Source organism: Streptomyces sp. NPDC002845 (assembly GCF_053591955.1).
In genome coordinates this window covers 20545-45169 of sequence record NZ_JBSFUU010000009.1, presented here as the reverse complement: position 1 = coordinate 45169, position 24625 = coordinate 20545, and the positions used below count along the sequence as shown (strand labels likewise).

Annotated in this window: 22 protein-coding genes; 9 read left to right on the top strand and 13 right to left on the bottom strand. The window is 70.6% G+C overall.

The window, feature by feature from the left end:
* Positions 1 to 117 precede the first annotated feature (117 nt).
* The 10 genes from sigJ to ACWD3C_RS08550 form a co-directional block, all read right to left on the bottom strand.
* Positions 118 to 1005, bottom strand: coding sequence for an RNA polymerase sigma factor SigJ (sigJ, locus tag ACWD3C_RS08595; protein WP_451141519.1), 888 nt, complete (start codon positions 1003 to 1005; stop codon positions 118 to 120).
* Between the two features lie 52 nt (positions 1006 to 1057).
* Positions 1058 to 1807, bottom strand: coding sequence for a PIG-L deacetylase family protein (locus ACWD3C_RS08590; RefSeq protein ID WP_451141517.1), 750 nt, complete (start codon positions 1805 to 1807; stop codon positions 1058 to 1060).
* 378 nt (positions 1808 to 2185) lie between these two features.
* Positions 2186 to 3487: an alpha/beta fold hydrolase gene (locus tag ACWD3C_RS08585; RefSeq protein ID WP_451141515.1), complete on the bottom strand. Its 1302-nt coding sequence runs from the start codon at positions 3485 to 3487 to the stop codon at positions 2186 to 2188.
* Between the two features lie 140 nt (positions 3488 to 3627).
* A complete protein-coding gene (locus ACWD3C_RS08580) occupies positions 3628 to 4653 on the bottom strand; it encodes a LacI family DNA-binding transcriptional regulator (RefSeq protein ID WP_451141513.1) in 1026 nt (341 codons plus the stop codon).
* 134 nt (positions 4654 to 4787) lie between these two features.
* Positions 4788 to 6218, bottom strand: coding sequence for a BNR repeat-containing protein (locus tag ACWD3C_RS08575; protein WP_451141511.1), 1431 nt, complete (start codon positions 6216 to 6218; stop codon positions 4788 to 4790).
* A gap of 97 nt (positions 6219 to 6315) precedes the next feature.
* On the bottom strand, positions 6316 to 6636 hold the full coding sequence (locus tag ACWD3C_RS08570) for an L-rhamnose mutarotase (RefSeq protein ID WP_451141509.1): 321 nt from the start codon (positions 6634 to 6636) through the stop codon (positions 6316 to 6318).
* A gap of 79 nt (positions 6637 to 6715) precedes the next feature.
* On the bottom strand, positions 6716 to 7798 hold the full coding sequence (gene rhaS, locus ACWD3C_RS08565; RefSeq protein WP_451141507.1) for a rhamnose ABC transporter substrate-binding protein: 1083 nt from the start codon (positions 7796 to 7798) through the stop codon (positions 6716 to 6718).
* A 32-nt stretch (positions 7799 to 7830) separates the two neighbouring features.
* Complete coding sequence (locus ACWD3C_RS08560; protein ID WP_451141505.1) at positions 7831 to 8844, bottom strand: ABC transporter permease; 1014 nt, start codon at positions 8842 to 8844, stop codon at positions 7831 to 7833.
* Complete coding sequence (locus tag ACWD3C_RS08555) at positions 8837 to 9877, bottom strand: ABC transporter permease (RefSeq protein ID WP_451141503.1); 1041 nt, start codon at positions 9875 to 9877, stop codon at positions 8837 to 8839. Before ACWD3C_RS08555 ends, ACWD3C_RS08560 begins: the two co-directional genes overlap by 8 nt.
* Positions 9874 to 11391: a sugar ABC transporter ATP-binding protein gene (locus ACWD3C_RS08550; protein ID WP_451141501.1), complete on the bottom strand. Its 1518-nt coding sequence runs from the start codon at positions 11389 to 11391 to the stop codon at positions 9874 to 9876. The genes ACWD3C_RS08555 and ACWD3C_RS08550 overlap by 4 nt, the downstream gene beginning before the upstream one ends.
* A 321-nt stretch (positions 11392 to 11712) precedes the next feature.
* Between ACWD3C_RS08550 and rhaI the strand changes: the two genes are divergently transcribed.
* The 6 genes from rhaI (at position 11713) to ACWD3C_RS08520 (ending at position 19634) form a co-directional block, all read left to right on the top strand.
* The gene (rhaI, locus tag ACWD3C_RS08545; RefSeq protein WP_451141499.1) at positions 11713 to 12873 is read left to right on the top strand and encodes an L-rhamnose isomerase; all 1161 of its coding nucleotides are present in this window, start codon (positions 11713 to 11715) and stop codon (positions 12871 to 12873) included.
* A gap of 206 nt (positions 12874 to 13079) precedes the next feature.
* A complete protein-coding gene (locus tag ACWD3C_RS08540) occupies positions 13080 to 15119 on the top strand; it encodes a bifunctional aldolase/short-chain dehydrogenase (protein ID WP_451141497.1) in 2040 nt (679 codons plus the stop codon).
* Positions 15120 to 15127: 8 nt separating this feature from the next.
* The gene (locus ACWD3C_RS08535; RefSeq protein WP_451141729.1) at positions 15128 to 16582 is read left to right on the top strand and encodes a rhamnulokinase; all 1455 of its coding nucleotides are present in this window, start codon (positions 15128 to 15130) and stop codon (positions 16580 to 16582) included.
* Positions 16583 to 16679: 97 nt separating this feature from the next.
* Entirely contained in the window at positions 16680 to 17435 is a 756-nt protein-coding gene (locus ACWD3C_RS08530) for a (Fe-S)-binding protein (RefSeq protein WP_451141495.1), read from the top strand.
* Positions 17432 to 18928: a LutB/LldF family L-lactate oxidation iron-sulfur protein gene (locus ACWD3C_RS08525; RefSeq protein WP_451141493.1), complete on the top strand. Its 1497-nt coding sequence runs from the start codon at positions 17432 to 17434 to the stop codon at positions 18926 to 18928. The genes ACWD3C_RS08530 and ACWD3C_RS08525 overlap by 4 nt, the downstream gene beginning before the upstream one ends.
* Before the next feature lie 58 nt (positions 18929 to 18986).
* Complete coding sequence (locus ACWD3C_RS08520; RefSeq protein ID WP_451141491.1) at positions 18987 to 19634, top strand: LutC/YkgG family protein; 648 nt, start codon at positions 18987 to 18989, stop codon at positions 19632 to 19634.
* A 10-nt stretch (positions 19635 to 19644) separates the two neighbouring features.
* Here the strand turns inward: ACWD3C_RS08520 and ACWD3C_RS08515 are convergent, their stop codons facing one another.
* Positions 19645 to 19887 (bottom strand): hypothetical protein, encoded by a 243-nt coding sequence (locus ACWD3C_RS08515; protein ID WP_451141489.1) that lies wholly within the window; start codon positions 19885 to 19887, stop codon positions 19645 to 19647.
* Between the two features lie 251 nt (positions 19888 to 20138).
* Here ACWD3C_RS08515 and ACWD3C_RS08510 point away from each other — a divergent pair, with 251 nt between their 5' ends.
* Positions 20139 to 20930, top strand: coding sequence for an ABC transporter ATP-binding protein (locus tag ACWD3C_RS08510; protein ID WP_451141727.1), 792 nt, complete (start codon positions 20139 to 20141; stop codon positions 20928 to 20930).
* A 3-nt stretch (positions 20931 to 20933) separates the two neighbouring features.
* A complete protein-coding gene (locus tag ACWD3C_RS08505; RefSeq protein ID WP_451141487.1) occupies positions 20934 to 22244 on the top strand; it encodes an FtsX-like permease family protein in 1311 nt (436 codons plus the stop codon).
* A 48-nt stretch (positions 22245 to 22292) separates the two neighbouring features.
* Here ACWD3C_RS08505 and ACWD3C_RS08500 read toward each other — a convergent pair whose 3' ends face one another.
* Positions 22293 to 22952: a UdgX family uracil-DNA binding protein gene (locus ACWD3C_RS08500; RefSeq protein ID WP_451141485.1), complete on the bottom strand. Its 660-nt coding sequence runs from the start codon at positions 22950 to 22952 to the stop codon at positions 22293 to 22295.
* Between the two features lie 150 nt (positions 22953 to 23102).
* Here ACWD3C_RS08500 and ACWD3C_RS08495 point away from each other — a divergent pair, with 150 nt between their 5' ends.
* Positions 23103 to 23468 carry an ANTAR domain-containing protein gene (locus tag ACWD3C_RS08495; protein ID WP_451141483.1) on the top strand — a complete coding sequence of 122 codons (366 nt, stop codon included), beginning with the start codon at positions 23103 to 23105 and terminating at the stop codon, positions 23466 to 23468.
* A 166-nt stretch (positions 23469 to 23634) separates the two neighbouring features.
* On the opposite strand, the gene ACWD3C_RS08490 is transcribed toward ACWD3C_RS08495, so the two are convergent.
* Positions 23635 to 24429 (bottom strand): RNA polymerase sigma factor SigF, encoded by a 795-nt coding sequence (locus ACWD3C_RS08490; RefSeq protein ID WP_451141481.1) that lies wholly within the window; start codon positions 24427 to 24429, stop codon positions 23635 to 23637.
* Between the last annotated feature and the right edge of the window lie 196 nt (positions 24430 to 24625).

The following is a 24625-nucleotide window of genomic DNA, read 5'->3' as shown; positions in this document are numbered from 1 at the left end:
CCGGGTCGGACGTGCCGCGGCGCCCCATGCCTTCCCCGTGCGGCGCACCGATGATGCCCCTGCCGGGGCACCGCCGCCTGAACGGAGCACGGCGGTGTCCCACGACACATGGGTCCCTCAGTCCTCCAGCCCCGCGAGGTCGAGGCCCGCGAGCCGCTCCGGGTCGCCCAGGATGTACAGCGCGACGATCCTGCCGTCGACCACGGTGACGCCCATGACCGACAGCGGCTTGCCCTCGACGCGGGTGAGCAGGCCCACCGCGCCGTTGACCAGCACCGGACGCGCGAACTGCGCCAACTGCCGGTACATGAACGACTGTTGGGCCACCGACTCCCTTCCCCGCACCAGCTTCGACCCGGGGAGGGCACCGGTGTCGGCGCGCAGGACGACCTCCGGGTCGAGGACCGAGAGGAGCGCCTCGAAGTCCCCGCCGCGCGAGGCGGCCAGGAAGGCGTCGAGGACCTTCTTCTGCCGGGCGAGGTCGGGGTCCGGGGCGGGCTCGGCCCCCTGCACCCGGCGCCGGGCACGGCTGGCGAGCTGCCGGGTCGCCGCCGGGGAACGGTCCACGATCGGCGCGATGTCGTCGAAGGGCACCGCGAACATGTCGTGCAGCACGAACGCCAGCCGCTCCGCGGGCTCCAGCGTCTTCAGGACCACCAGCAGGGCGAGGCCCACGGAGTCGGCCTGGAGCACCTCCCGCTCGGGGTCCTTCGGCTCAAGGGGGCCGACGACCGGATCGGGCACGAACGTCTCGTACGCCTCCATGGGCTCCTCGCGGCGGGTGCGGCGCGAGCGCAGCATGTCCAGGCAGAGCCGTCCGGTCACGGTCGTCAGCCAGGCCGCCAGGTTCCGTACCTCGCTGGTGTCGGAGCGGCTCAGCTTCAGCCATGCCTCCTGGACGGCGTCGTCGGCCTCGCTGAGCGAGCCGAGCATCCGGTAGGCCACCGCTCTCAGCTGCCCGCGCTGCTCCTCGAACCGTTCCGCGAGCTGTTCCTTGTCGTCCAACGCCTGCCTTCCTCCCCCTGGCGGTCGCCAGCAATCCAGAAATGCCGTTCGACTACGGCTGCCGGCTGAAGAGTTCGAACGCCACCGCCGGATTGCCGCCGAAGCGTTCGCCCGTCCGCTCGGCGAACCCGGTCAGGAACTCGCGGACGTACGTCTCCGGGTCCCGGTCGGTCAACGCCTCTATGTACGTGCGGTGTTCCAGCAGCGAGCGCACGGCGCGCTCCAGGCCGGGGGTCGCGTCCACCGCGTGCGTGGGGGTGGAGGAGCCCGCGACGGCGACCCAGCGGACGCCGCTCCAGGGCTCCAGACCCTGTTCGACGAGGTCCGGGAAGATCCACCGGTTGCCGGCGTCGGCTGCCGCGTCCAGGGTGGCGCGTCCCACGGCCACGTGGTCCGGAGTGTTCCAGGCGACCCCGCCCCAGGTGTCGCGGTGGTTGAGCGTGATGACCAGTTCGGGCCTGTGCCGTCGGATCGCGGCGGCGATGTCCCGGCGCAGGGCCGGACCGTACTCGACGACCCCGTCCCTGTGGTCGAGGAACTCCACCTCGGACACCCCGACGACGGCGGCACTGGCCCGCTGTTCCCGCTCGCGCAGCGGGGCGCACGTAGCGGGCTCCAGCGTGTCGATGCCGGCTTCCCCTCGGGTCGCCAGGACGTAGGCGACCTCGCGGCCGCCGTCGGTCCACGCCGCGATCGCCGCGGAGCAGCCGTATTCGAGGTCGTCCGGGTGGGCCACGACGGCGAGGGCGCGCTGCCAGTCCTCCGGCATGGGTGTGAGCTGGTCGTTCGTCGGCTCGTTCATGTTTCGCACCCTAGGGCCTGTCCGGCGGATCACGCCTGGGCCGCGGGGCGTGGCACGCACTCCCCCACTGTCTTAAGGGCGTGGGGGACCCCCAGCCGCGTTGTCGTCGGTCGCAGACGCTCCGCGTCGCCCGCCGCGGCAGCGGCTGATGTCACAGCCTCCTCCGCCTTGCGGCTGCACGCTCCCCCACGCTCGAACCGGCTTCGCCCGGCTCGCGCGAGGGCACCCCCATGACCCCGCTCACCGGCGCTTTCAGGGGCACCGCAGGTTGAGGTCGGCGGATCCGCCGGACAGGCCCTAGCCCGCACCGCTGACAACGGGCGCTTTTCGTTTTCGCGCCGCCGACAACGGGCTTCCGCGTTTCCGCTCCGCAGGCCCTCACACCTCGTCGCGCGCCAGGGCCAGCAGCCGGTCCAGTACGCGCGGTCCACCGGCCCGTACTCCGTCGTGCTCGAACTCGTCGGTGACCCAGGTGCGCAGTCCGCGGATCGAGCGGGCCGTCGCGAGGGAGTGGGCGGTGTCGACGTACATGTCGTCGTGGTAGATCGCCGCCGCGACGGGGACCTCGTTGGCGGCGAGGCGTTCGGTGTCGTACAGGGGCTTCCAGTCGGTACGGGCGGCCAGTTCCTCGGCGGTCTCGCGCAGGGGGCGCAGGGCCGGGTCGGTGGCGAACATCCAGGGGTGCACGGACTCGCCGGTGAACAACAGCGGTCCGTCCTGCGTCAGCGTCTTGGCGGCGTCGAACTGCGGGAACTCGGCGCGCACCCGCTCCGCGGACCAGGCGGTGGGGCGGGTGTCCTGGCCGTAGATCGCCTCGTGGACCAGCGCGTACAGGGGGTGGCCGGCGTACGACAGGAGTGCCTGCGCCTCCTCCTGGAAGGCGTCGGAGAGGGAGAGCCCCTGAGAGGTATGGACGAAGGCGTCCTCCAGGAGGTAGTGGAGGCGGTGGCTGCCGTCGCTGCGGCCGAGGACGATGCCGAGGGACTGGAAGGCCTCGACGGTGAGCCGGTAGCCGTTCGGCAGGACGACCTCGTGCGCGAGCAGGTGCTCGGCGATCTGCCGGGCCCGCTCGATGTCCTGCGGGTAGCGGGCGTAGTGGGCGGCGATCTTGCGCTCGACGCGTGGGTAGGCGGCCCGGTAGACGTCGTCGGCGTGGCCGTGCAGGGAGGGCAGGCCGCCGGTGATCAGGGCGGTGCGCAGGCCCTCGGGCGCCATGGACAGGTAGGTCACCGTGCAGAAGCCGCCGAAGCTCTGGCCGAGGACGGTCCAGGGGGCGCCGCCGGTGACTTCGGGACGGATGGCCTCGCAGTCGCGGACGATGGAGTCGGCGCGGAAGTGCGTGAGGTACCGCGCCTGTTCGCGGGGGCCGCCGCGCAGCGGGAGGGTCTGTCTGTTGGCGGGGGTGGAGGCGCCGGTGCCGCGCTGGTCTAGGAGCAGGACGCGGAACTCCTTCAGGGCGCGCTCCAGCCAGGCCTGCCGACCGACGAACCGATTCGCCCCGAAGCCGGGACCGCCCTGGAGATAGAGCAGCCAGGGCAGATCGTCATCCGCTTTGTCACTCGCGACAACTTCACGCGCGTACAGCCCGATCCGCTCCCCGGCCGGGTCGTCGTGGTCGAGGGGCACGGTGAAACGGCGGTCGGTGAGGACGACACCGGGCTGACGGTAGCTGACGGTCAACGGGGCTCCAGGGACGGATGGATCGCAGGCCGTGCCCCAGTTCACCACAGAATCATCGCCGAGCCGACCCCGTGGATCAAGAAATCCTTGCTGAATCGGCAGTCAGCACCCGCGATCAACGCCCCGCCGAGCACTCCCCGTCAACGCGCCGACAGGCTGGAGCTGCGCACCACCAGTTCCGGCTGGAGCACGACCCGCTTGTGCTGGTGCTCGGTCGGCGCGGTCTCGGACTCGGTCTCCTCCAAAAGCAGTTCGGCGGCGAGCGCGCCCATGGTGACCGCCGGCTGCCGTACGGAGGTGAGCGGGACGGCGGCCGCGGCGGCGAACTCGATGTCGTCGTAGCCGACGATCGCGAGGTCGTCCGGCACGCTCACACCGGCCGCGAACATGGCCTGCAGGACGCCGAGCGCGAGCAGGTCGTTGGCGCAGAACACCGCCGTCGGGCGTTCGGCGAGGCCGAGGAGACGGGCACCGGCGTCACGGCCCGCGGCCACGTCGAGGCGCTCGGTGGGCAGTTCGCGCAGGCACTCCGGTCCGAGACCGGCCTCCCGCAGGGCGCCCAGGGCACCGGTACGGCGGTCGCGGACCTGGTTCAGTTCGGGCGGGCCACTGACGTACGCGATGGAGCGGTGCCCCGCGTCGACCAGATGGCGTGTGGCGAGGGCGCCGCCCGCCACGTCGTCGACCGACACCGAGCACTCGGTGGTGCCCTCGGCGACCCGGTCCACGAGCACGAAGGGGATGTTGTGACGGCGGAACGCCTTGATGTTGCGTCCCGACGCGTCGGCGGGTGTCAGCAGGACCCCGCGCACCCGCTGCTCCGCGAAGAGCGCCAGGTAGTCGGCCTCCTCGCCCGGGCTCTGGGCGCTGTTGCAGACCATCACGCCGAGCCCGGCCTCGCGCGCGGCCCGTTCGGCGCCGCGGGCGACGTCCACGAAGAAGGGGTTGCCCATGTCGAGGACGAGCAGGCCCATGATGCGGCTGCGCCCGGCGCGCAACTGGCGCGCCGACTCGCTGCGGACGTAGCCGAGCCGGTCGATCGCGGAGAGCACGCGGGCACGGGTCTCGGACGCGACCGTGTCCGGGCGGTTGATCACGTTCGAGACCGTGCCGACGGAGACTCCGGCGGCGCGGGCGACGTCCTTGATACCCACCGACTGGGCCATCGGGCGAGGACCTCCAAAAGATGCGGAGCGGCGGGTGCGCGTTCACATTACCTTCCTGCTCACAGGAGGGTTGTCGCCGTGGCGCACCCGCCGCGGCTGCGTCGTTCACGGTTTCCCGTTCACGACGTCATGGATCAGGCGGGCAGGCGGAAGTTGAGCGAGCGGAGCGCCGAGGGCGTCGTACCGCTGGACCTCTCCTGGTACATGATCGACAGGAAGTTGTCCTGTGCGATCCGCATCTCGTCGATGACGACCTCACCGAAGGCGTTCAGCCCGGCGCCCACCCCGTCGTACAGCATCGTCCAGTCCGTGTACCCGGAGGCCTTGGAGGCTCCGGCGATACGGCAGAAGGGGAAGATCGCGTACGCGTTGTCGTACTTGTCGAGGATGAGCTTGGTGCGCTGGCTGGAGTTCAGCGGGACCGGTATCTCGGTCTTCTGCCAGGCGCCGGAGGCGTTCTTGCGGACGTGGAAGGCGCGGCCGTTGGCGGTGCGGTTGGCGACGTAGTTCGTCGTGCACTGGCCGAAGCGGCCGGGGACATAGCTGATGATGGCGTGCGGCAGGCCTGCCGAGTCGGTGAACTGGGCCTCCTGGTTCATCAGCGAGTGGTCCGGGTTGAGCGGGTCCACGACCAGCCCGGCGTCGTTGACGGAAACCCTGTCGGCGCTGCCGGTGGTGCCGACGACGGTGCCCGCGTTGTTGCGCCAGGTGCGGCCGCGGTCGTCCGAGTAGACGTAGCCGGTGTCGTGATTGGTGATGCCGCCGCCGTTGCACATCACGGCGCCGTTCTGCTCGCGCCAGGTGAAGAAGGAGTGCAGGCGCCCGTTCCGGTCGTAGTCGATGCCGTGCAGGTACATGTTGCGGGCCGTGCTGGAGCCGTGCTCGCTGCTGTAGGTGCCGGTGGAGCTGGTCCACTCGCCGAGGCTGGTCCAGGACGTGCCGTCGTACTCGGCGAGGGCGTTGCGGCCGTTGCCTGAGACGGCGACGCGGTAGCTCAGCTGGAGCCGGCCCTCGGGCGTGGAGATGAACTGCGGATAGGTGAACTGGGACGTGAGCCCGAGTCCGTCGAGGGTGGACTGGGGGGCGCCGAAGCGGCTCGCGGTCCAGCTCATCCCGTCCGGGTTGTCCATGAGGCCGGCCACCGACTTGACGTAGGTGAAGCCGTCGCTGTGGGAGTCCATGTTGAGGTGCAGCCGGCCGTCGACCTTGGAGACGCCCATGGAGATGACGTTGTGGGAGTCGTTGTACCTCAGGGTGTGGCCGACCTTGACGGTCTGCCAGGTGCTCGACGGGAACTTGCGGCGGCCGACGACGGCGTTGCGGTCGGCGGTGTACCAGACGGCGTACTGGTAGCCCTTGTAGGTCAGCAGACCGTTCTTCTGGAACGCGTTGTTGTTGACCAGGCCGTCGTACGACACGAAGAAGATGGCCTGGCTGTCGAGCAGGGTGCTGCCTGTCAGGGTGACCGAGGGGCCGGGGTCGGCGGCGCGGGCGGTGCCGGAGGCGATGGCGGGGGTCACCACGGCACCGGCGAGGGCGGCGCCCAGGAGGGTACGTCTTCTCATCTCGGGGGACTCCGTTGTCGGCGAGGTGCGGGACGAAGGGGCGAGCGGGGGTCGAGCACGGGTTGAGCGGGGTGTCGCGGGGGTGTCGCGCGGGGTGTCAGGCGAGGTGGAACACCTCGGTGAGCGGTTTCATGGCCTCGTCGGGCCGGGCGCCGTCCAGGGACTCGAAGAACGGTGCCATCTCCTTCTGCCAGCGGGCGTTGACCTCGGTGGCCTCCATGCCGGCGAGCGCGGCCTCGAAGTCCTCGGTCTCCAGATAGCCGACGAGCAGGCCGTCGTCGCGCAGGAAGAGGGAGTAGTTGTGCCAGCCGGTGGCCGAGAGCGCTTCGAGCATCTCGGGCCACACGGCGGCGTGCCGTTCGCGGTACTCGTCGATCCGGTCCGCACGTACTTTGAGCAGGAAACAGACACGCTGCATGAAGTACCGCTCCTGGGCTGGGTGTTGACCGGCGGGCAGGGGGACCCGCCGGCGCTGCGGGACTGAAGGACTACGAGGCCTAGAAGTCGAAGTCGTCGATGTTGTCCTTGTTGAAGACGGTCGGCTTGCCGAGGCTGATCACACCGTCCGCGCCGATGGTGTACTCGCCCATGTCACCGGCGGTGAAGGTCTCGCCCTCCTGGCCGGTGATCTGGCCGGAGACCAGGGCGACGGCGGTACGGGCGGCGAGCTCACCGAGCTTGGCCGGGTCCCACAGCTCGAAGGCGTCGACGGTGCCGTTCTTGACGTACTTGCGCATGTCGTTCGGGGTGCCGAGGCCCGTCAGCTTGACCTCGCCCTTGTACTTCGAGCCGGACAGGTACTGGGCGGCCGCCTTGATGCCGACCGTGGTCGGGGAGATGATCCCCTTCAGGTTCGGGTACTCCTGCAGCAGGCCCTGGGTCTGCTGGAAGGACTGCTGGGCGTCGTCGTTGCCGTACGCGACCTTGACCAGCTTCATGTCCTTGTACTTCGGGTCCTTGAGTTCGTCCTTCATGAACTCGATCCACGCGTTCTGGTTGGTCGCGGTCTGCGCGGCGGACAGGATCGCGATCTCGCCCTTGTAGCCGATCTGCTCGGCGAGCAGCTGCACCTCGGTGCGGCCCAGGTCCTCGCCGCTGGCCTGCGAGACGAAGGCGTTGCGGCACTCCGGCTTGGTGTCGGAGTCGTAGGTGACGACCTTGATGTCGTTGCTCATGGCCTGCTTGAGCGCGGTGCACAGGGCGCCCGGGTCCTGCGCGGAGACGGCCATGGCGTCGACCTGCTGCTGGGTGAGCGTGTTGACGTAGGAGACCTGGCTGGAGGTGTCGGTGGCGCTGTTCGGGCCGACCTCCTTGTAGCTGGAGCCCAGCTCCTTCAGGGCCGCCTCGCCGCCCTTGTCGGCGGAGGTGAAGTACGGGTTGTTGACCTGCTTGGGCAGGAAGCCGACGGTCAGGCCCGTCTTGAGTTCCGCGTTGGGGTCGGCCTGGCCGGTCGCGGTGGCCGCGCCGCCTTCGTTGCTGACGTCCTCCTTGGTGGTGCCGCCGCAGGCGGTGGCGGCCAGGGCGAACGAGGTGACGGCGGCGAGGGCCGTGCAGGCACGGCGGAGGGATGACTTGCGCATGAGGAGGTCCTTTATTTGCGAGGGTGAGAGGGTTACGAGGACGGGGTGGGCGCCTTGGAGAGCGGCGCCGAGGCGGCTCTGCGCCCCGCCCTCGCGACAGCGATCTGCCGTGCGACCCGGGGGCCGAGCACGGAGAGGACGAGCAGAACGCCGGTGACGACGATCTGCGACTGGGCGGAGACATCCTGGAGGCTCATCACGTTCTGCAGCGCGCCGAGGAGGAAGACTCCCGCGATCGCGCCGCCGAGCGTGCCCTTGCCGCCGTCGAAGTCGATGCCGCCGAGCAACACGGCCGCGACGACGGAGAGTTCGAGCCCCATGGCGTTGTCGTAGCGGGCGCTGGCGTAGTGCAGTGCCCAGAAGACTCCGGTGAGCGAGGCCATCAGGCCCGTCACCGTGAACAGGATCAGCTTCTGCCGCTTCACACGGATGCCGGCGAAGCGTGCGGCCTCCTCACTGGCGCCGATCGCGAACAGCGACCGTCCGAACGGGGTGGCGTGCAGGGCGACCACCGCGATGGCGAGCAGTACCAGGAAGGGCAGGAAGGCCTGCGGGACGAAGCTGTCCCCGACGCGTCCGGCCGCGAACTCCAGGTAGGGGGTGGGGAAATCGGTCACCGCGTCGGAGCCCAGCACGATCTGTGCGATGCCCCGGTAGGCGGCGAGGGTGCCGATGGTGACGGCGAGGGAGGGCAGTCCGAGCCGGGTGACGAGCAGGCCGTTGATCAGCCCGCACACCACGCCCAGCAGCAGGCAGATCGGGATGATCGTCTCGATGGTCATGCCCTGGTTCCACAGCGCGCCCATCACGGCGCCGGACAGGCCGGCCGTGGAGGCGACGGAGAGGTCGATCTCGCCGGAGACCACGAGCAGGGTCATGGGCAGGGCGATCAGCGCGATCGGCAGGGTGTTGCCGATGAGGAAGGACAGGTTGAGCGCGTTCCCGAAGCCGTCGACGAAACCGAAGGACATCAGCAGGACGACGATGAGGAGGGCACCGACAACCGTGTCCCAGCGGATGGCGCGCGCGAGTGACGAGTCAGCCATGGCGGGCGTTCCTCTTCTTCAGGGCGGAGGCCACGCGCAGCGCGACGATCCGGTCGACCGCGATGGCGAGGATGAGCAGGATGCCGTTGATCGCGAGCACCCACACCGAGCTGACGCCGAGGGCGGGCAGCACGCTGTTGATGGAGGTCAGCAGCAGCGCTCCGAGGGCCGCGCCGTAGACGCTGCCGGAGCCGCCGGTGAAGACGACGCCGCCGACCACGACCGCGCTGACGACGGTGAGTTCGTAGCCGGTGCCGGTGCCGGAGTCCACGTTGCCGAACCGGGCCAGGTACATGGCGCCCGCGAGTCCGGCGAGGGCCCCGCAGAAGGTGTACGCGGTCAGGATCCGCTTGCGCACGGGGATACCGGCGAGCCGGGCGGCCTCCGGGTTGGAGCCGAGGGCATACAGCTCGCGTCCGCTGCCGAACTGCTTGAGGTAGTACGCGGTGGCCACCAGCACCGCCAGCGCGATCAGCGCCAGCCACGGCACCGCGGAGATGCCGCCGGAGCCGAAGTCGACGAAGCCGTCGGGCAGGTCGGCCGCCGTGATCTGGCGTGAGCCGACCCAGATGGAGTCGATGCCGCGGATGATGTAGAGCGTGCCCAGGGTGACCACGAGCGCGGGCACCTGGCCGAGGCTCACCAGGACCCCGTTGAGCAGGCCGAAGGCGACGCCGGTCAGGACCGCGAGGAACACGGCCACGACGGAGTTGCCGCCGCCCTGGAGGTAGATGCCGGCCGCGAAGGCGCTGATGCCGAGCGTCGAGCCGACCGACAGGTCGACGTTCCGGGTGATGACCACCAGGGACTGGCCGGTGGCGACGAGGACCAGGATGGTCGCGTTGAGCAACAGGTCCTTGATGCCCTGCTCGGAGAGGAACTCGCTGTTGCCCGCCTGGGTGATGCCGATCATCACCAGGAAGACGACCAGGATGGCGAGTTCGCGCATCTTGAAGACGCGGTCGACGAGGCGTGTGCCGCTGGACTTGGGCACGTCGGCAGTGGACGTGGGATTGGGTGCGGTCACCGTCATGCGGCGGCCCTCCCCGTGGCTGCGGCCATCACGGATTCCTCGGTGGCGTCGGAACGGGAGATCTCGGCGGTCAGGCGGCCCTCGTGCATCACCAGGACGCGGTCGGCCATGCCGAGGATCTCGGGCAGGTCCGAGGAGATCATCAGGACGGCCACCCCGTCGGCGGCGAGCTGGCTGAGCAGCCGGTGCACCTCCGCCTTCGTACCGACGTCGATGCCGCGGGTCGGCTCGTCGACGATCAGCACCTCGGGGCCGGTGGCGAGCCACTTGGCGAGGACGACCTTCTGCTGGTTGCCGCCGGACAGCGTGTTCACGGTGTCGGCGATCCGGGCGTACTTCACCTGGAGCTTGACGGCCCAGTCGAGGGAGCGGCTGCGTTCGGCGCCGCGGTCCATCAGGCCGGCCTTCACGGTCGTACGGAGTCCGGTGAGGCCGATGTTCCGCTCGATGGACATGTCCATCACCAGCCCCTGGGCCCGCCGGTCCTCGGGGACGAGCGCGAGCCCGGCGGCCATGGCGGTGGACGGGGCACCGTTGGTCAGCTTCCGGCCGCCGACCTCGACCTCGCCGGCGTCCCAGCGGTCGATGCCGAAGACGGCCCGGGCCACCTCCGTACGACCGGCGCCGACGAGTCCGGCGAGGCCGACGATCTCGCCGCGCCGGACGTCGAAGGAGACATCGGTGAAGACGCCCTCGCGGGTCAGCCGCCGGACGCTCAGCGCGATCTCGCCCGGCGCGACGTCCTGCTTGGGGTACAGCTCGTCGAGATCCCGGCCGACCATCCGGCGTACGAGATCGTCCTCGGTCATGCCGTCGATGAGCTCGCTGGAGATCCAGGCGCCGTCGCGCAGGGTGGTCACCCGCCGGCAGATCTGGAAGATCTCCTCCAGCCGGTGGGAGATGAACAGGACGGCGGCGCCCTGCTCGCGCAGGGTGCGGACGACGCCGAAGAGGCGGGCCACCTCGCTGCCGGTCAGGGCCGCGGTCGGCTCGTCCATGATCAGGACGCGGGCGTCGAAGGAGAGCGCCTTGGCGATCTCGACGATCTGCTGGTCCGCGATGGACAGGCCGCGCGCCGGGCGGTCGGGGTCGAGCTCGACGCCGAGGCGCTGCATCAGGGCGAGGGTCGCCGTGTGGGTGGCCTTGTGGTCGATACGGCCGAGAGCGCGCTTGGGCTGGCGGCCCATGTAGATGTTCTCGGCGATCGACAGATCGGGGAAGAGCGTCGGCTCCTGGTAGATCACGGCGATGCCGGCGTCGCGGGCGTCACCGGGGCCGTGGAAGACGGTCGGCTCACCGTCGAGCAGCACCTGGCCGGCGTCCGGTCGGTGCACCCCGGCGAGCGTCTTGATGAGGGTCGACTTGCCCGCGCCGTTCTCACCGGCGAGGGCGTGCACCTCACCGGGGAACAGTTCCAGGGACACGTCCCGCAGGGCGCGTACCGCGCCGAAGGACTTCGAGATGTCCCTGAGCGCCAGCACCGGGGTCGGACCCGTGTCGGACGGGTGGGTCATTGGGGGCTCCTCGACGACGCCGGCGGGCGGGGCCCTCACCGCGTCGTGAAAGGTTTCAACTGGGTTGCCGGGACGTTAGGCAGGTGAGCCAGGTCGCGTCAATGGGTTCGTGTCGAAATTTTTTCGATCCGTTTCCGATATCCAGAGGTCACATCCAGGTCACGGGGCCCATCCTGCGCCGTAGGGGTTGACAGCCCTTCGAGGGACTCATAACTTCACCTCCTGAATCGTTTCAGACCGTCTTCTTCTCAGCAGTCTTCTGAGTTGTCCTCTCAGTTGTCTTCTCAGACCCGAAGACCCTTACGTCACAGGAGCCGTGAAGTGACCGAGCTCGCCGCGGTGAAGGCCGCGCTCAAGACCCAGGCCATCGAGACACCATCGTGGGCGTACGGGAACTCGGGGACCCGGTTCAAAGTGTTCGCACAGCCGGGTGTCCCCCGCACTCCGCGCGAGAAGCTGGACGACGCCGCCCAGGTGCACGCCTTCACCGGCGTCGCGCCGACCGTTGCCCTGCACATTCCGTGGGACAAGGTCGACGACTATGCAGCACTGGCCAAGTATGCCGAGGAGCGCGGCGTTCAGCTGGGCGCGATCAACTCCAACACCTTCCAGGACGACGACTACAAGCTCGGCAGCATCTGCCACCCGGACGCGGTGGTGCGGCGCAAGGCCGTCGACCACCTGCTGGAGTGCGTCGACATCATGGACGCGACGGGCTCGGCCGACCTGAAGCTGTGGTTCGCCGACGGCACGAACTATCCCGGCCAGGACGATGTGCGCGAGCGGCAGGACCGGCTCGCCGAAGGGCTGGCCGAAGTGTACGGGCGGCTCGGGGACGGGCAGCGGATGCTGCTCGAGTACAAGTTCTTCGAGCCCGCCTTCTATACGACGGACGTCCCGGACTGGGGCACGGCCTACGCCCACTGCCTCAAGCTCGGGCCCAAGGCGCAGGTCGTGGTGGACACGGGTCACCACGCGCCGGGGACCAACATCGAGTTCATCGTGGCGACGCTGCTCAGGGAGGGGAAGCTCGGCGGGTTCGACTTCAACTCGCGCTTCTACGCCGATGACGACCTGATGGTCGGAGCGGCCGACCCGTTCCAGCTGTTCCGGATCATGTACGAGGTGGTGCGGGGCGGCGGGTTCACGCCCGAGGTCGCGTTCATGCTCGACCAGTGCCACAACATCGAGGCGAAGATCCCCGCGATTATTCGGTCGGTGATGAATGTGCAGGAGGCTACGGCGAAGGCGCTGCTGGTCGACCGGGAGGCGTTGGGCTCCGCCCAGCGGGCCGGGGACGTGCTCGGGGCGAATGCCGTGCTCATGGATGCGTACAACACCGATGTGCGGCCGTTGCTGGCTGAGGTTCGTGAGGAGATGGGGTTGGACCCCGACCCGATGGCGGCGTATCGCCGGTCCGGGTGGGCCTCGAAGATCGCTGAGGAGCGGGTTGGTGGGCAGCAAGCGGGTTGGGGGGCCTAGCCGCTGCGCTCGGCTTGACCCGTTCACCGCCGTATGGGTGCGGATGTTCACAGTTCCGCGGGCCGCATGTGGCTGGTCGCGCCCCGCGGCGGAGCCGCTGATGTCACAGCCCCGCGCCCCTGTCGGCGCGCGTTCGCGCCGATCCCCAGGCTCCTCCCCACCCCGTCCCAGAAAACGTACTGCTCTTCACGAAGGACTGATCACACATGGCACCCCACCCCGAAGCCGACGCCCTCCTCGCCCGTTCCCATCGGCTCGGTGCTGATCCCCGCAATACCAACTACGCCGGCGGCAACGCGTCCGCGAAGGGTACTGAGACCGATCCCGTGACCGGGGGTGACGTCGAGCTGATGTGGGTGAAGGGGTCCGGTGGTGACCTCGGGACGCTCACTGAGGCGGGCCTCGCCGTGTTGCGGCTGGACCGGTTGCGGGCGCTCACCGAGGTGTACCCCGGTGTGGAGCGCGAGGACGAGATGGTGGCCGCGTTCGACTACTGCCTGCACGGCAAGGGTGGCGCCGCCCCGTCCATCGACACCGCCATGCACGGTCTGGTGGACTCGGCCCACGTCGATCATCTGCACCCCGACTCCGGTATCGCGCTGGCCTGCGCGGCCGACGGGGAGAAGCTGACCGCCGAGTGCTTCGGGGACAGCGTGGTGTGGGTGCCGTGGCGGCGGCCCGGGTTCCAGCTCGGGCTGGACATCGCGGCGGTCAAGGAGGCCAACCCGCAGGCGATCGGCTGCATCCTCGGTGGGCACGGGATCACCGCCTGGGGTGACACCGCCGAGGAGTGCGAGCGGAACTCGCTGCACATCATCCGTACCGCCGAGGCCTTCCTCGCCGAGCGCGGCAAGGCGGAGCCCTTCGGGCCCGTGATCGAGGGGTACGGGGCGCTGCCCGAGGCCGAGCGCCGGGAGCGGGCGGCCGCGCTGGCGCCGTACGTCCGGGCCATCGCCTCACAGGACAAGCCGCAGGTCGGCCACTTCAACGACGCCGACGTGGTTCTCGGCTTCCTCGCCAGTGCCGAGCACCCGCGGCTGGCGGCCCTCGGCACGTCCTGCCCGGACCACTTCCTCCGTACGAAGGTCCGGCCGCTGGTCCTCGACCTGCCGCCCACGGCGGAGCTGGACGAGGCGATCGCCCGGCTGAAGGAGCTGCACACCGAGTACCGCGAGGAGTACGCCGCCTACTACGAGCGGCATGCCCTGCCCGACTCCCCCGCGATGCGCGGTGCCGACCCGGCGATCGTGCTGATCCCGGGCGTGGGCATGTTCTCCTTCGGCAAGGACAAGCAGACCGCCCGCGTGGCCGGTGAGTTCTACGTCAACGCGATCAACGTGATGCGCGGGGCCGAGGCCGTGTCGACGTACGCGCCGATCGAGGAGTCGGAGAAGTTCCGCATCGAGTACTGGGCCCTTGAGGAGGCCAAGCTCCAGCGGATGCCGAAGCCCAAGCCGCTCGCGACGCGGGTGGCGCTGGTGACCGGCGCCGGGAGCGGGATCGGGAAGGCGATCGCCCGCCGGCTGTCGGCCGAGGGCGCGTGTGTCGTCATCGCGGACCTGAACGCCGAGAACGCGCAGGCCGTCGCCGACGAGCTGGGCGGCCCGGACAAGGCCGTCGCGGTCGCCGTGGACGTGACGGACGAGGAGCAGATCGCCTCGGCGTTCAAGGCGGCCGTCCTGGCCTTCGGCGGGGTCGACCTCGTCGTCAACAACGCGGGGATCTCCATCTCCAAGCCGCTGCTGGACACCTCGGCCAAGGACTGGGACCTCCAGCACGACATCATGGCCCGCGGCTCCTTCCTCGTCTCGCGTGAGGCGGCCCGGGTGATGATCCAGCAGGAGCTGGGCGGCGACATCGTCTACATCGCCTCCAAGAACGCGGTCTTCGCCGGTCCCAACAACATCGCGTACTCCGCCACCAAGGCCGACCAGGCCCACCAGGTCCGGCTGCTCGCCGCAGAGCTGGGTGAGCACGGCATCCGTGTCAACGGCGTCAACCCGGACGGCGTCGTGCGCGGCTCCGGGATCTTCGCGGGCGGCTGGGGTGCCCAGCGGGCGGCCACCTATGGCATTGAGGAGGAGAAGCTCGGCGAGTTCTACGCCCAGCGGACCATCCTCAAGCGGGAGGTGCTGCCGGAGCATGTCGCGAACGCCGTGTTCGCCCTGACGGGCGGGGACCTGACGCACACCACGGGCCTGCACGTGCCCGTCGACGCCGGCGTCGCCGCCGCCTTCCTGCGATGAGCGGGGCGGTGAAGGCCTTCGCCGCGGTCGACCTCGGCGCGTCCAGCGGGCGCGTCATGGTCGGCCGGGTGGGGCCCGACGTACTGGACCTCGCCGAGGCGCACCGCTTCCCCAACCGGCCGGTGCGGACGCCCGAGGGCCTGCGCTGGGACATCCTCGGGCTGTACGCGGGGGTGCTCGACGGGCTGCGGGCGGCCGGTGCCCACTGCGGTGGACGACTCGACTCGGTGGGCATCGACAGCTGGGCCGTGGACTATGGGCTGCTGGACGCCGACGGGGCGCTGCTCGGCAACCCGGTGCACTACCGGGACACCCGCACCGAGGGCGTCGCGGAGAAGGTGTGGGCCACCGTGCCCGCCGCCGAGCTGTACGCGGCGACCGGGCTGCAGTACGCGCCGTTCAACACCCTGTACCAGCTGGTGGCCGCCCGTTCCTCGTCCCAACTGGCGTACGCGAAGCGGCTGTTGCTCATCCCTGATCTGCTGTCCTACTGGCTCACCGGCGAGTCCGGCACGGAGCTGACCAACGCTTCGACGACTCAGCTGATCGACCCGCGTACCCGCACCTGGTCGTACGACGTGGCGGAGCGCCTCGGCATCGACCTGGAGCTGTTCGCGCCGCTGCGGCTGCCCGGGGACCCGGCGGGTCTGCTGCGGCAGCCGGTGCTGGAGGAGACCGGGCTGACCGGCCCGGTGCCGGTGACGACGGTCGGTTCGCACGACACGGCGTCGGCGGTGGCGGCCGTCCCGGCCACCGGGGGCGAGCGCTTCGCGTACATCTGCACCGGCACATGGTCGCTGGCGGGCCTGGAGCTGGACGCTCCCGTGCTCACCGAGGCGAGCCGGGCCGCGAACTTCACCAACGAGCTGGGCCTTGACGGCACGGTCCGCCATCTGCGGAACATCATGGGGCTGTGGCTGCTCCAGGAGTGCGTACGGGACTGGGGCGACCCCGATCTGGGCGAGTTGCTGCGGGCCGCGGCCGAGGTACCGGCGCTGCGGTCGGTCGTGGACGCGGGCGACGCCGCCTTCCTGGCGCCCGGCCGGATGCCCGAGCGCATCGCCGACGCCTGCCGGGAGTCGGGCCAGCCCGTGCCGGCGACTCCGGCCGAGATCACGCGCTGCATCCTCGACTCGCTCGCCCTGGCCCACCGCCGGGCGGTCACCGAGGCCCAGTCGCTCGCCGACCACCCGGTCGACGTCGTCCATGTGGTCGGCGGCGGCACCCGCAACGCCCTGCTGTGCCAGCTCACCGCCGACGCCTGCGGGCTGCCGGTGGTGGCGGGCCCGGCGGAGGCGGCCGCCCTGGGCAACGTCCTCGTCCAGGCCCGCGCCCAGGGCCTGGTCGGCGACCGTGCGGCGATGCGTGAACTCCTCGCCCGTACACAGCCGCTCACACGGTACGAGCCGCGGGGCGACCCGGCGGCCTGGCGCGCGGCTCAGGCCCGGCTCGCCGCACGGTGAGGAGACCCGGCTCGCCGAGTGGCGAGCCGGGGGCTGCCCGTCGGGTCCCGGCTGCCGTACCCTGCACTCATCCGATGACCGATCCCGAGGAGCCGCGATGCGTGTCGCCCTGTTCCTGACCTGTGTCAACGACACGCTCTATCCGGACACCGGGCGCGCCGTGGTGAAACTGCTGACCAGGCTGGGTGTCGAGGTCGACTTCCCGATGGGCCAGACGTGCTGCGGGCAGGCGCACTACAACACCGGGTACCGCCATGAGGCGGAGCCACTGGCCCGGAAGTTCTCCGATGTCTTCGGGGAGTACGAGGCGATCGTGACGCCGTCCGGGTCGTGCGGGGCGATGGTGCGGGAGCTGTATCCGCGGATGGGCGAGCGGGCGCGTGCCGAGGGCCGCGGGGACACGCTCGCGCGGACGCTGGCGCCGGTCGTGCCGAAGACGTACGAGCTCACCGAGTTCCTGGTGGACGTGCTGGGCGTGACCGACGTCGGCGCGTACTACCCGCACACGGTGACCTACCACCCGACCTGCCACGGCCTGCGCGGCCTGGGGCTCGGTGACCGACCGCGCCGCCTCCTGAAGGCCGTCAAGGGGCTGGAGCTGCGGGAGCTGCCCGGCGCGGACGAGTGCTGCGGCTTCGGCGGCACCTTCGCGCTGAAGAACTCCGATGTCTCGGCGGCGATGGGCTCCGACAAGGTGCGCAACGCCGAGTCGACGGGCGCGGAGGTGCTGTGCGCCGCCGACAACTCCTGCCTGATGCACATCGGCGGCACGATGACCCGGCTGCGGACGGGCATGCGGCCGGTGCACATCGCGGAGATCCTGGCGAGCACGGAAGAGGAGCCGACCGTATGAGCGGGACCTTCGTCGGGATGCCTGCGTTTCCCCCACCCGCCCACCCGGCGTTCCCCGAGGCCGCGCACGAGGCCGTCCACAACGCGACCCTGCGCGGCAATCTGCGCCACGCCACGCACACCATCCGCGCCAAGCGCGCGGGCGCGGTCGCCGAGGTCTCCGACTGGGCGGCTCTGCGCGAGGCGGGCAAGCAGATCAAGGACCACACGCTCCGCCATCTGGACCGGTACCTGGTGCAGTTGGAGGAGTCGGTCACGGCCGCCGGCGGCACGGTCCACTGGGCCGCCGACGCCGACGAGGCCAACCGGATCGTCGCGGACCTGGTGCGGGCGACCGGCGAGACGGAGGTCGTCAAGGTCAAGTCGATGGCCACGCAGGAGATCGGGCTCAACGAGGCCCTGGAGGCCGAGGGCATCCACGCCTACGAGACCGATCTCGCCGAGCTCATCGTGCAGTTGGGCAACGACCGGCCGTCCCACATCCTCGTCCCGGCGATCCACCGCAACCGCGGCGAGATCCGGGACATCTTCACGCGCGAGATGAGCGAGTGGGGCCGCCCGGCGCCGGAGGGCCTGACCGACACCCCCGCCGAACTCGCCGAGGCCGCCCGCCTGCACCTGCGCGAGAAGTTCCTGCGCGCCAAGGTCGGCGTCTCCGGGGCCAACTTCATGGTCGCCGAGACCGGCACGCTCGTCGTGGTCGAGTCCGAGGGCAACGGCCGGATGTGCCTCACCCTCCCCGAGACGCTGATCTCGGTCGTGGGCATCGAGAAGATCGTGCCGACCTGGCAGGACCTGGAAGTCTTCCTCCAGACACTCCCCCGCTCCTCGACCGCCGAGCGCATGAACCCGTACACCTCGACGTGGACCGGCACCACGGACGAGGACGGCCCGCAGAACTTCCACCTGGTCCTGCTCGACAACGGCCGCACCGACGCACTCGCCGACCAGGTCGGACGCCAGGCCCTGCGCTGCATCCGCTGCTCGGCGTGTCTCAACGTCTGCCCGGTGTACGAGCGGGCGGGCGGCCACGCGTACGGCTCGGTCTACCCGGGCCCGATCGGCGCCATCCTCAGCCCTCAGCTCCGGGGCACGGGGAGCGAGATCGACGCGTCCCTGCCGTACGCCTCCTCGTTGTGCGGCGCCTGTTACGAGGTGTGCCCGGTCGCCATCGACATCCCGGAGGTGCTGGTGCATCTGCGGGAGCGGGTCGTGCAGGGCGGCCAGGTCACGGAGCACGGCAACAAGGTGGTGCTCAAGCCCGCCAAGGGCCACGCCGCCGAGCGGGCGGCGATGCGTGCGGCACGCTGGGCGTTCAGCCACCCCGGCGCCCTGCGCACCGGGCAACGGCTCGCCTCCCGCTCCCGCCGCTTCCATCCGCGGACGCTGCCCGGTCCCGGCAGGGCGTGGAGCGCGAGCCGCGATCTGCCGGCGGTGCCCGCGGAACCGTTCCGTGACTGGTGGCAGCGTACGAACGGCGGAGACCGCCGGTGAGCCGCAAGGGCACGCCGGTACCGGAGGCGAGCGGCGAAAAGAGAGAGGACTCCGGCAAGTGAGCAGCAGGGATGTGATCCTGGGCCGCGTACGGCGCGCGATCGCGGACGTACGGCAGGACGACACGCCGTACGAGCAGGTCATCGACCGGGACTATGTGCGCGAGCACGGGCAGCGGAGTGCCGAGGAGACGGTCGATCTGCTGGCCGAGAACCTGGCGGACTACCGGGCGATCGTGCACCGCTGCGCGGCCGGGGAACTGCCGGACGTGCTCGCTCGGCTTCTGGCGGAGCGGGGTGCGCGGAGTGTGGTGGTTCCGCCGGAGCTGCCGGCGCGCTGGCTCGACGCCGTCGAGGCGACGCGTGTCGACGATCGTGCCGCGAACACCCCGCACGAACTCGACGAGGTCGACAGCGTGATCACGGCCTGCGCGGTGGCCGTCGCCGAGACCGGCACGATCGTGCTGGACGGCGGCCCGGATCAGGGCCGCCGCCGTATCACTCTCGTCCCCGACCACCACGTCTGTGTCGTGCGGGTCCCCGACCAGGTGGTCTCCTCGGTGCCCCAGGCCCTCGAACGGCTCGACCCGGCACGCCCGTTGACCTGGATCTCCGGCCCCTCCGCCACCAGCGACATCGAGCTCGACCGGGTCGAGGGGGTGCACGGGCCGCGCACCCTGGAGGTGGTGCTGGTGAGCGGGGAGTGAGGGCCCGCGGTCAGGTGCTGTTCGACTCGGTGACGGACGACTGACGTGCGGGTTGCCTGTCCCGGTCGGACCGGGAGCGGTCCAGCAGGCCGAAGGCCCAGCGGTCGCCGCACATGATGTCGACCCGCAGGAAGTCGAGCAGTCCCGACGCCCCCACCGCCAAGTCGGCGTGGGCGTCGGTGTGTGCTCCCAGGACCGCGTCACGTAATCTTCGCCGCCAGGATCTGCGGCATCCCCCGTTGTTGTTCCCCATGAAGAAGCTGTGCCGGCGCCGTTCCCTCCCGGGAAGCCGCCCCACCGCACCAGTACGGTCACCGTCGTCACGGAGGCGTCACGTCGTCCGGCGGCCGCCGGGGGCGGCTCGCTCCGGTGCACCGTGCGGGGTGTCCCTGAGTACACCCCCGAAGACGGGTTCTGCGCCCCATGTGGTGCCGTCGCGGTCTCCGTAGCGTCGTGGGCATGGCAGAGGGCGTGCCGGACGGACGGAGAGGGACGGCGATGGCGATGACGATGTTTCGCCGAAGCGCGCGACACACGCACGACACGGGACCCGCAGGGGAGGCTCTCCGGCTGGTCAGGGTGAGCAGGACCTACGGCCGGGACGAGAGCGCCGTGAAGGCGCTGGACGGGGTGACGCTGAGCCTGGCGCCGGGCACGTTCACCGCGGTGATGGGGCCCTCGGGGTCGGGCAAGACCACGTTGTTGCAGTGCGCGGCCGGGCTGGACCGGCCGGACAGCGGGATCGTGATGGTCGACGGCACGGAGATGACCGGGGACAGCGAGGCCGAGCTGACGAGGTTCCGGCGCGACCGGATCGGGTTCGTGTTCCAGCAGTACAACCTGCTGCCGACGCTGACCGTGGCCCAGAACACGATCCTTCCGCTGAAGCTCGCCGGGCGGCGCGTGGACCGGCGGCGGACGCGGGAGATCCTGGCGGCCGTCGGGCTCGGCGACCGGCTCGGGCACCGGCCCGACCAGCTCTCCGGCGGGCAGCGCCAGCGCGTGGCGATCGCCCGGGCGCTGGTCACCGAGCCGCGGGTGGTCTTCGCGGACGAGCCGACCGGTGCGCTGGACACGCGCAGCGCGCGGGACGTGCTGCGGCTGCTGCGGGAGGCGGTACGGACGCACGGGCGGACCGTGGTGATGGTGACGCACGACCCGGTGGCGGCCTCGTACGCCGACTCGGTCGTCTTTCTCGCGGACGGGCGGGTCGCGGGCGGGATGCGGGCGCCGACGGCCGACGCCGTCGCGGAACGGCTGGCACATCTGGGCGACAACACCCTGACGGAGGCGTGAGCGATGTTCGTTCTGGCGATGCGTTCGATCCGGCAGCGCCCCGGGCGCTTCACCGCGACCCTGCTGTCCGCCTTCCTCGGCGCGGCGATCATCATGACGTTCAACGCGATGCACGACACGGCCGCGCAGCCGGGTGTCGACTCCGTGAGCGCGGAGACACTGTCCACCGCGGCGGGCGTGGTAGGCGGCTACGGCACCCTGCTGGTGTTCTTCGCCGTGGCCTCCACGCTGACGGTGAACGTGCGCCAACGGGCCGCCGAGATCGAGCTGTTGCGCTGCTCGGGAGCGACTCCGGGGCAGATCAAGCGGATGGTCGTGGGTGAGGCGGTGGCGGTCGCCCTGGTGGGCACCGTGCTGGCGATCGGGCCCGCGCTGCTCGGCGGGCGGCTGCTGCTGGAGGTGTTCCAGGACAGCGGGCAGGTCGCCGGCTCGGTGGCGTACTCCTTCGGTCCCATCGGGCTCATGTCGGGCATCGGCGTCACGCTGCTCGCGGCGGCGGGCGCGGCGTTCCTCGCCGTACGACGGGCGACGCGGCGGCGCCTGCCGCGGGGCAGGGGGCGGACGTTCTTCACGTACGCCGCCCTGGTCGTCGGCGGTCTCGGGATCTGCTCCACGTTCGTGCTCGACGCGACGGATCCCGCCCTGATGGCGCCGCCCGCGTACGGGGCGATCCTGCTCTCGGTGGGCTTCGCGCTGCTCTCGCCCCGGCTGCTGGCGGGCCTGCTCGACCGGCTGCCCCTGACGGGTGCGAGCGGCTGGCTGGCCGTACGCACCCTGCGCCGGCAGGCCGACCGGCTGTCCGGTGTCCTCATGCCGTTGATCCTTTTCACCGGTATGGCGACGGCGACGCTGTACATGCAGGCGGTCGAGAACGACGCGATCGAGGCCTCGGGCCTGACCAAATCGGTCGAGGACAAGAACCTGGAGACCCTCAACCTGATCGTCGTCGGCATCATCGTGGTCTTCGCCTGCGTGATGCTGATCAACTCCCTGTACGCGGCGACCACGTACCGAAGCCGCGAGTTCGGTCAGCAGCGGCTGGCGGGCGCCACGCCCGGCCAGGTGCTGGGGACGGTCGGCGTGGAGGGGCTGATCCTGACGGCGACCGGTGTCTTCTTCGGCACGGCGGCCGGGCTCGCCGGGATTCTGCCCTTCACCGTCGTCCGCACGGACTCGGTCCGGCCGGAGCAGGGGCTCGGCATCTGGCTGGCCATCGTCGCGATCGCGGTGACGGCGACGCTGGGGACGGTCCTCGGCACGGCCCGGCGCGCGCTGCGTACCCCCTCGGTGGCGGCGGTGGCGGTGGCCGCGTGAGCGCACCGCGTCCCTGCCGTGGGCAGCCGCTTCGGTGGCTGCCCACGGTCATGCCGCGCCCAGTGCCTTGGCGGCCACCGCCAGGTCGGCGACCAGCCCCTCGTAGGCGGCCTCACGGTCGTCGGCGCGCAGGATCGCCGACGGATGGAGGGTGGCCACGACGTACGGGCGCTCTTCCTCTTCGGGGCCGGGCATCGTCAACAGCGCGCCCCGGTCCTTGGTGACCCGGAACGAGCTGCCCATCAGGGCCTTGGCCGCGGTCGCCCCCAGGGCCACCACGACCTCGGGCCGTACGAGGTGCAGTTCGGCGAGCAGCCAGGGGCGGCAGGCGGTGATCTCGCGCAGGTCGGGCGCCTTGTGGAGGCGGCGTTTGCCGCCGGAGGCCAGGGTGAACTTGAAGTGTTTGACCGCGTTGGTCACGTACGCGGTGTCCCGGTCGATGCCCGCCTCCTGAAGTGCCTTGCCGAGCAGCCGCCCGGCCGGTCCGACGAAGGGCTCGCCCCGCTTGTCCTCCTGGTCGCCGGGCTGCTCGCCGACGAGGACGATGCGCGCGGACTCGTCGCCCTTGCCGAACACCGTCTGGGTGGCGTTCTCGTACAGAGGGCAGCCCTGGCACCGTGCGGCGGCGCGCCGGTGGGTGTCGAGTCCGCCGCCCGACGGCAGGTACGGTGCGGCGTCATAGGCCCGGGTGTCCTCCGAGGGGCTCATCCGCGCTCACCTCCACCGGCCGGGTACCCCTTCGGGGCGGTCGTCACCTCCCTGCCGAGATGCGATCCGGCGCCCTCCGCAGTGCCATGGAGAGAGAGCATGAAGAGACAAGGGCGTCCTGCGTCATGCTTCGTCACGCTGGAGGGGACGATGACCTCGAAGACCCACTCGGCGGGCGACGAACCCCCCGAGGAGCCGGTGGCCGACGCCGACCGGCTCTTCGCGCTGCAGGAAGAGGTCAATCAGTTGAAGGAAGCCGTCACCTCCCACGCCGTGGTGGACCAGGCGATCGGCATGATCGTCGCCCTGGGACGGGTGACGCCCGACCAGGGGTGGGAGGTCCTGCGGGAGGTCTCCCAGCACACGAACATCAAGCTGCGCCATGTGGCGGAGATGATCCTCATCTGGGGGCGCAAGGGCGAGCTGCCTCCGGAGATCCGCGCCGAGCTGGAGCAGACGATCGACCGGTACGGGCCCACCCAGGTTCCGGGCACGCCGCCTCTGCCGGAGGCCTGACCCCTGGGGCGTTTCATCGCGCCCGACAGGGTTAGTCCGGTCAGAGGCGGGCCCTGGCCAACCGTTCCCGGGAGGGTTCGACAGTGAGCTCGCCACCCCGCCGCCCGGTCGGGGGGCCGACCGGGCGGTGCGGCGTACAGAGGCTCACGCCTCTCCTGGCCGCGGCTCATGCGGCCTTGGCGAGCACTTCTTCGCGCAGGCGGGCGCAGCAGCCGCTGATCAGCCGGGAGACGTGCATCTGTGAGATGCCGAGCTGCCGGGCGATCCGGCTCTGCGTCATACCGCGGAAGAACCGCAGGTAGAGGATGGTGCGCTCACGTTCCGGCAGCGCCTGGAGACAGGGCTTGAGGGACTCGCGGTCGACGACGAGGTCGAAGCCGCCGTCCGGTGCCCCGAGGGCGTCCCCCAGTGAGAAACCGTCGTCGCCGGTCGCCAGTTCGGCGTCCAGCGAGAGCGTGCTGAAGCAGTCCAGGGCCTCCATCCCGATGCGTACGTCGTCCTCGTCCAGGTGGGCGTACTCGGCGATCTCGGCGACGGTCGGGCGGCGTCCGGAGACCGTCTGCGACAGTTCCTTCGAGGCGGAGCGGACCCGGTTGCGCAGGTCCTGGACGCGGCGCGGCACGTGCAGGACCCACATGTGGTCGCGGAAGTGCCGTTTGATCTCGCCGGTGATGGTGGGGACGGCGTAGCTCTCGAAGGCGTTGCCGCGCGAGGGGTCGTAGCGGTCGACGGCCTTGACGAGGCCGAGCGCCGCGACCTGGTAGAGGTCCTCAAGGGCTTCACCGCGCCCCCGGAACCGGATGGCGATCCGCTCCGCCATGGGGAGCCAGGCCTCGACGACCTCGCCCCGCAGCGCCTGGCGTTCCGGCCCGTCGGGCAGTGCGGAGATCCTGTCGAACGCGTCCGCCGTGTCGGGAGCGTCGTCGTGCGGGTGTTGCTTCGTTCTGACGGTGATGCGCATGGTGCGTCGCATCTCCCTCCACATGTGACCGGGCAGTCACCGTGGGAGCGCGCGCACTCGGACCGTACGGGAAGGAGGACCCAGGGCCGGCGTAGCGGCTCCCACAGAGGTGCCTCCTGTCCGAAGCACTGGATTTCTGATTCCCGCAATCGTAATACCCGAAACAAATTCCCTCGGGCCATTCCGAGAATTCCAC

Bases quoted from the DNA above. Each gene is read 5' to 3' on its own strand.
- ACWD3C_RS08570 (WP_451141509.1), bottom strand. From the start codon at position 6,636: ATGCAGCGTGTCTGTTTCCTGCTCAAAGTACGTGCGGACCGGATCGAC.
- ACWD3C_RS08510 (WP_451141727.1), top strand. From the start codon at position 20,139: ATGACGATGTTTCGCCGAAGCGCGCGACACACGCACGACACGGGACCC.
- ACWD3C_RS08590 (WP_451141517.1), bottom strand. From the start codon at position 1,807: ATGAACGAGCCGACGAACGACCAGCTCACACCCATGCCGGAGGACTGG.
- ACWD3C_RS08555 (WP_451141503.1), bottom strand. From the start codon at position 9,877: ATGACGGTGACCGCACCCAATCCCACGTCCACTGCCGACGTGCCCAAG.
- ACWD3C_RS08550 (WP_451141501.1), bottom strand. From the start codon at position 11,391: ATGACCCACCCGTCCGACACGGGTCCGACCCCGGTGCTGGCGCTCAGG.
- rhaS (WP_451141507.1), bottom strand. From the start codon at position 7,798: ATGCGCAAGTCATCCCTCCGCCGTGCCTGCACGGCCCTCGCCGCCGTC.
- ACWD3C_RS08495 (WP_451141483.1), top strand. From the start codon at position 23,103: ATGACCTCGAAGACCCACTCGGCGGGCGACGAACCCCCCGAGGAGCCG.
- ACWD3C_RS08500 (WP_451141485.1), bottom strand. From the start codon at position 22,952: ATGAGCCCCTCGGAGGACACCCGGGCCTATGACGCCGCACCGTACCTG.
- ACWD3C_RS08575 (WP_451141511.1), bottom strand. From the start codon at position 6,218: ATGAGAAGACGTACCCTCCTGGGCGCCGCCCTCGCCGGTGCCGTGGTG.
- ACWD3C_RS08505 (WP_451141487.1), top strand. From the start codon at position 20,934: ATGTTCGTTCTGGCGATGCGTTCGATCCGGCAGCGCCCCGGGCGCTTC.
- ACWD3C_RS08515 (WP_451141489.1), bottom strand. From the start codon at position 19,887: ATGGGGAACAACAACGGGGGATGCCGCAGATCCTGGCGGCGAAGATTA.
- ACWD3C_RS08560 (WP_451141505.1), bottom strand. From the start codon at position 8,844: ATGGCTGACTCGTCACTCGCGCGCGCCATCCGCTGGGACACGGTTGTC.
- ACWD3C_RS08530 (WP_451141495.1), top strand. From the start codon at position 16,680: ATGCGTGTCGCCCTGTTCCTGACCTGTGTCAACGACACGCTCTATCCG.
- ACWD3C_RS08525 (WP_451141493.1), top strand. From the start codon at position 17,432: ATGAGCGGGACCTTCGTCGGGATGCCTGCGTTTCCCCCACCCGCCCAC.
- ACWD3C_RS08580 (WP_451141513.1), bottom strand. From the start codon at position 4,653: ATGGCCCAGTCGGTGGGTATCAAGGACGTCGCCCGCGCCGCCGGAGTC.
- ACWD3C_RS08490 (WP_451141481.1), bottom strand. From the start codon at position 24,429: ATGCGCATCACCGTCAGAACGAAGCAACACCCGCACGACGACGCTCCC.
- ACWD3C_RS08540 (WP_451141497.1), top strand. From the start codon at position 13,080: ATGGCACCCCACCCCGAAGCCGACGCCCTCCTCGCCCGTTCCCATCGG.